The organism is Peptoniphilus indolicus ATCC 29427 (genome assembly GCF_000227315.1).
Lineage (GTDB): Bacteria > Bacillota > Clostridia > Tissierellales > Peptoniphilaceae > Peptoniphilus > Peptoniphilus indolicus.
Window position 1 is genome coordinate 1,237,320 of sequence record NZ_JH165061.1, and the last position, 5,029, is coordinate 1,242,348.

The 5,029-nt window shown below is 30.0% G+C and carries 7 protein-coding genes; 3 read left to right on the forward strand and 4 right to left on the reverse strand.

Translation table 11 applies throughout. The annotated features are described in order from the left end of the window. Window positions 1-69 precede the first annotated feature (69 nt). The 3 genes from HMPREF9129_RS05520 to HMPREF9129_RS05530 all read left to right on the forward strand — a co-directional run bounded on the left by HMPREF9129_RS05520 (window position 70) and on the right by HMPREF9129_RS05530 (window position 2,767). The gene (locus HMPREF9129_RS05520; protein WP_004821253.1) at window positions 70-1,497 is read left to right on the forward strand and encodes a leucyl aminopeptidase; all 1,428 of its coding nucleotides are present in this window, start codon (window positions 70-72) and stop codon (window positions 1,495-1,497) included. Between the two features lie 112 nt (window positions 1,498-1,609). Then, the gene (locus HMPREF9129_RS05525) at window positions 1,610-2,311 is read left to right on the forward strand and encodes a YoaK family protein (RefSeq protein ID WP_004821254.1); all 702 of its coding nucleotides are present in this window, start codon (window positions 1,610-1,612) and stop codon (window positions 2,309-2,311) included. A 117-nt stretch (window positions 2,312-2,428) separates the two neighbouring features. After that, the gene (locus HMPREF9129_RS05530; RefSeq protein ID WP_040552360.1) at window positions 2,429-2,767 is read left to right on the forward strand and encodes a hypothetical protein; all 339 of its coding nucleotides are present in this window, start codon (window positions 2,429-2,431) and stop codon (window positions 2,765-2,767) included. Between the two features lie 33 nt (window positions 2,768-2,800). On the opposite strand, the gene HMPREF9129_RS12000 is transcribed toward HMPREF9129_RS05530, so the two are convergent. Genes HMPREF9129_RS12000 through HMPREF9129_RS12015 form a run of 4 tightly spaced genes read right to left on the reverse strand, consistent with a single transcriptional unit; the run spans window position 2,801 to window position 4,959 of the window. Further along, window positions 2,801-3,433 carry a hypothetical protein gene (locus HMPREF9129_RS12000; RefSeq protein WP_004821258.1) on the reverse strand — a complete coding sequence of 211 codons (633 nt, stop codon included), beginning with the start codon at window positions 3,431-3,433 and terminating at the stop codon, window positions 2,801-2,803. A gap of 7 nt (window positions 3,434-3,440) precedes the next feature. Further along, on the reverse strand, window positions 3,441-4,046 hold the full coding sequence (locus tag HMPREF9129_RS12005) for a radical SAM protein (RefSeq protein WP_004821260.1): 606 nt from the start codon (window positions 4,044-4,046) through the stop codon (window positions 3,441-3,443). 9 nt (window positions 4,047-4,055) lie between these two features. Continuing rightward, window positions 4,056-4,481 carry a hypothetical protein gene (locus HMPREF9129_RS12010; RefSeq protein WP_004821262.1) on the reverse strand — a complete coding sequence of 142 codons (426 nt, stop codon included), beginning with the start codon at window positions 4,479-4,481 and terminating at the stop codon, window positions 4,056-4,058. A 16-nt stretch (window positions 4,482-4,497) separates the two neighbouring features. Continuing rightward, window positions 4,498-4,959 (reverse strand): radical SAM protein, encoded by a 462-nt coding sequence (locus tag HMPREF9129_RS12015; protein WP_004821264.1) that lies wholly within the window; start codon window positions 4,957-4,959, stop codon window positions 4,498-4,500. Between the last annotated feature and the right edge of the window lie 70 nt (window positions 4,960-5,029).

Sequence of the window (5,029 nt, forward strand, 5' to 3'; positions counted from 1 at the left end):
TAGTTTGTTTAACTTTAATGAGTTGGGATATAATAAATTTAAGAATAATTGTACAAGAAAGGAATTAATATGAAATTTAATTTAGACAAAAAAGGTGGGGCAAAAGTTATATTTACTTTTTCTGATGAAGCAAAAGATTTCAGGTTAGTTAAGTGGGCTAATGAACATGGTTTTTTAGGAAAAGTAGGAGAAGTTGTATATTTTCCAAATATTGAAGGAGAAAGTTCATTTTTAGTTGGATTAGGCAACAAGAGTGAATTAAATGAAGAAAATATTAAGCTAGCTTCTTTTAATTTATATAAGGAATTGAAAAATAATAAAGAAAGTATTGTTTCTTTTGAAATGGAAGATTTTGGACTTTGTCATAGAAAAACTATGATGTCTATATATGAAGGTCTTTGTCAAGGAAGTTATAATTTTACAAAGAAATCATCTAAGGAAGAAGATTTTGAATTAGAAGTAAATTACACACCTTTTATAAGACCTGAAGGAAAGCTAGAAGAAGGGTTAAAGTATATTGAAAATCAAATGAATGGGGTTTTCTTTGCTCGTGAGCTTTGTAATGAAACAGCAAATGTAATGACTCCTGAGTTTTTAGCTACAACAGTTAAAACTAATTTACAACCTTTGGGAGTAAAAGTTACTGTTTATGAGAGAGAAGAAATCGAAAACATGGGAATGGATGCATTTATGTCTGTTGCAATGGGCTCAGATAACGACCCAAGATTCATAGTCATGGAATACAACGGAGATAGAAGCTCTAAGTTTAGAACAGGACTTGTAGGAAAAGGGATAACTTATGATAGTGGTGGATATTGTATAAAGCCGGCTGATAGTATGGCAAGTATGCACTCAGATATGGGGGGTGCGGCTACGGTAATAGGTACTATGATGGCAATTGCAAGGTCAAAAGCTAAGGTAAATGTTGTTGGAATCGTTGCGGCTTGTGAAAATATGATTTCAGGTCACGCTTATAAGGCTGGAGATATTATTTCTTCAATGGCTGGGAAGACTATTGAAATAGGAAACACTGATGCTGAGGGTAGACTTACTTTAGCTGATGCTGTTTATTTTGCAACAAGTGAACTGAAAGTAGATAGAGTAATCGATTTGGCGACTCTTACTGGAGCTGTTTTGGTTGCCTTGGGCGAAGAGTACACTGGTGTGCTTACAAATAACAGTGAATTTTTAGCTGAGTTAAAAGAAAGTGCTAAAAATGCTGGAGAAAAAATTTGGGAACTACCTAATGATGAAGCATACAAAAAATTATTTGAATCAAAAGTTGCAGATTTAAAGAATACTGGAGGACGTTATGGTGGCTCAATAACTGCTGGGCAGTTTGTAGGCTGCTTTGTAGATGGAAATACTCCATGGGTTCACATGGATATAGCTGGAACTGCATATCTTTCAAAAGCGAATGGATATCTTCCTGAAAGAGCAACAGGAGTGCATGTAAAAACACTTTATCAACTTTTAAATCCTATGGAAAGTTGTTAATTTAATATTTTATTAGAGTGGGAATTTGATTTTCCACTCTTTTTAAATTGTAATAAAAAACTTAAATTTTTATTGTATAATTGTTCTAGAATATATACGACAAGGGAGATTTATGAACAAAAAGTCAAAGGCAATTAAGGCGCATGAAATTGCTAATTATAGGTTTGTAACTTGGATTTATTGGATGACTATGCTTACGGGTGCGATAAATGTGTATGCGATAAAAGAGCTTGGCACTCCAATAACACACCATACTGGGAATTCAAGTGAAATAGCAATTAGTTTGTATGAAAATTTAGATATTCCATATAGATTATTTATTTTGTTAGGAAGTTTTTTTATAGGCTCTGCACTATCCGGAATTTTATACTATGACAAAGTTAGAATTCCCAAAAAGAGATATGGCATTTCACTTATAGTAGGTGGAAGTGCTTTAATTTTTACAGATTTTTTAAATATTGAGTCATCTAGGTTGTTTTTGATTTCTCTTTTAATAGGTATGCAAAATGGGATGTTTATAAAGTATAAGGGCACACTTATAAGGACAAGTCATGTCACGGGTTATTTAACAGATGCGGGATTTGCGCTTGGCTCATACATAAGAGGTAGAGAAACAGAATTTTGGAAAGTTAAATTTTATATCTTATCCATAGTATTTTTCATAGTGGGTGGATTTGTAGGATATATAATACTTGAAAATTTCAATAAACCGCTTGGAGCTATAGGTGTTTTATATTTGTTGTGTGGGGGATATTATTTCTATCTTAGAGAGTATAATCAAATTCATTTAATAAGGAAGAGGCAGAAAATTTAATAACGATTTTAATAGGCTAACACTAATTTGGTGTTAGCTTTGTTATTTGGGGTATAAGAAGTTTAAGTTATAAATTAAACGTTTTAATGTGGGAATTTAAATTATGAGGGGGATATGATGAAAAAATTTTTAATCTACACTATGGAAGGCAAAAAGATGTGTTTCTTACACGCTCTAATGAATGCTAAACAATTAAAAGAAAGTGGAAATGAAGTAAAGATTGTACTTGAAGGGCAATCTGTAACATTACCTAAAGAACTGGAAGAAGAAAAGAATCCATTGTATTTAACTTTGAAAGAAAATGGAACAATTGTTGGAGTTTGCTATGCTTGTTCTAAAACTCTAGAGGTGCTTGAAGATAATAAAAAAGCTGGATTAGAATTGATGCAAGATATGAATGGACACGCAGGGGTAACAAAATATGTTGAAGAAGGATATGAAGTTTTAGTATTTTAAAAATAATAGGGGACAGATTTAAATCTGTCCTTTTTAAAGTTCAATTTTTTGGGGGAAAGGATTTTCTTTCATAATTCCCCACATTTTATCTATATAAGATAGTGTATAGAAATTTTCGTAATAGTGGAAATAGAAAGAGCCTTTAGGAGTTAGGGTATAGACACCATCTTTTTCTTCGATGAATTTCAATAATTTAGCTATTTTAATTTCCAAGCCAAAATATTTTTTTAAGGAGCAATTGAAAAATTTTTCGAAGTCTTTTTCTGATACCTTTGTAGAGTATGCTGTCCAAAAAAGATAGTATAACATTCTCTGTCTTTTAGTAAATCTTGTAGTCAAAGAAGTGGGGAGTACTTTATTTTCTATCCGAGCTATATAATCATCAATTGAGAAGGTGTTGATTTTAAATTGGTCTTTTAATAAAGTAGTTGCTGAACAACCAAAGCCAAGATAGTTTTCTCTAGTCATAGAAGAATATATAGAATTATTTTTTGAAAAAGTCCATATTGAATTTTGAGAATATCCTTTATCAGTACAATGTTTGATTATCGAATAGTATAAATTTCTTTTTTCTTTTGTGTTAAGTGCACTAATAGGACTTTTGGTGAATTTAAAGTTTATAAAAGGATACAGGGCTATGTGATTTGCTCCAATATCAAATGCCAAATCTATATCATTTTTTTAAATCTAAATAGTTTTGATTAGGTAAGGCGAATATAAAATCCATTGATACAGTTTCAAATTTAACTTTTGAAAGAGAATCAGACAAGGATTGTAAATTGACAAATTTTCTACCTAAAATATTTTGAAATTTACTTTGAAAAGACTGAATGCCAATGCTTATTTTATTTATTCCAAGACTTTTTAATTTTTCTAAACACTCAACAGTCACATCTTCGGAGTGTAGTTCAATTCCAATTCCATCTTTAATATAAAAATATTTTGAAATCGTGTAGAGAATCTCATCTAATCTATCTATTGCAAGAGCAGGACTTCCACCGCCAAAGTAGAGAGTGGTAATTTCTTTTTTTATACGAGATTGGTTTGCAACGAGTTCTATTTCCTTTAAAAGATAATCTAAGTATTTATCACATTTTTCTTTAGAATATATTGTTTTACAGTATGGGCAAAAATCACAAATGCTTCTACAAAAAGGTATGTGAATATAAAGTCCAAGATTATCTAAATTTAAATAGGACAGAGAATTATCATATTCTCTATTAAAGATAAATGGTTTAATAGAACGAGTAAGCCATATTTTTCCAAGCTTTGTTAACATATCTTCTCCTTAAATATATTTTAAATACGTTTTTAACATTTCAAATATTATTTTTACATTTCCACTAAACAAGAGTGTGTATTCAGCAACGAAAAAATAACCACATTCTTCACATAACCCTGAAATTTCAATGCATCTACCACAAGGTGAAATAGTATTGTTTTCGATGACAACACATTGATAACAAGGCGTTGGAAAACTATTTTCAACCAAAAAAGGAAGAGCAGATTTTAAATTAAATATAGGTTTGCCATTGTCGATTTCATTTGCAATAATCTTGGAAACATCAAGTTTTTCGGATTTTGAAAGTTTTAAATGAGCAGTGTCAGGATATGGAGTATGAAAATTGAAAGAAACTGCTCTAATATTTTTATAGTCTGTAGAAAGATTACAAACATCTTTAACTGAGTTTTTATTTATTTTGTTTATTGCCATATATAGGCAAATATTATCAGATGTAGAATTTTTTTATATTTTCCAAAATTAAATCATATGTATTTCCTCGTATAGTATTGTGGCTTTCTCTATCGCCATCTAAACTCAAGAGAATTAAATCAGCTTCTGGTAAATCAATAGGATAAGTACCATTTGTAACAACATTTACAATTAAAAATCCCATATTCTTTGCTTCAACCACTAAATCTTTTAAAGTTTTGCCGGAATCTTTCCAAAGAAAAGTTTCTCCACCACAGAAAAATAAAATTCTAACTCCTAAATTGTAGAGGATACGCATTTCATTTTTTATTTGAAAGTATGTATAGATTATGGAACTTATATTATTAACCGAACAGTGTTTACAACTTAAGTTACATTTATCTGTAATTATAATAGTTCCAAGAATAGGGTTTTTCTTTTTAAAAAGTATCGTATTTATACCAAAGTTTGCAAAATATAAAAATGATGATAATTTCAAAACTACCTCCCAAGAAACCGATATTAAGATTTATAAAAAGTTATATCATAAAATTTAAATGTAAATTTTA

Coding starts and splice junctions, on each gene's coding strand:
- HMPREF9129_RS05520 (WP_004821253.1), top strand. CDS start 70: ATGAAATTTAATTTAGACAAAAAAGGTGGGGCAAAAGTTATATTTACT.
- HMPREF9129_RS05525 (WP_004821254.1), top strand. CDS start 1,610: ATGAACAAAAAGTCAAAGGCAATTAAGGCGCATGAAATTGCTAATTAT.
- HMPREF9129_RS05530 (WP_040552360.1), top strand. CDS start 2,429: ATGAAAAAATTTTTAATCTACACTATGGAAGGCAAAAAGATGTGTTTC.
- HMPREF9129_RS12005 (WP_004821260.1), bottom strand. CDS start 4,046: ATGTTAACAAAGCTTGGAAAAATATGGCTTACTCGTTCTATTAAACCA.
- HMPREF9129_RS12010 (WP_004821262.1), bottom strand. CDS start 4,481: ATGGCAATAAACAAAATAAATAAAAACTCAGTTAAAGATGTTTGTAAT.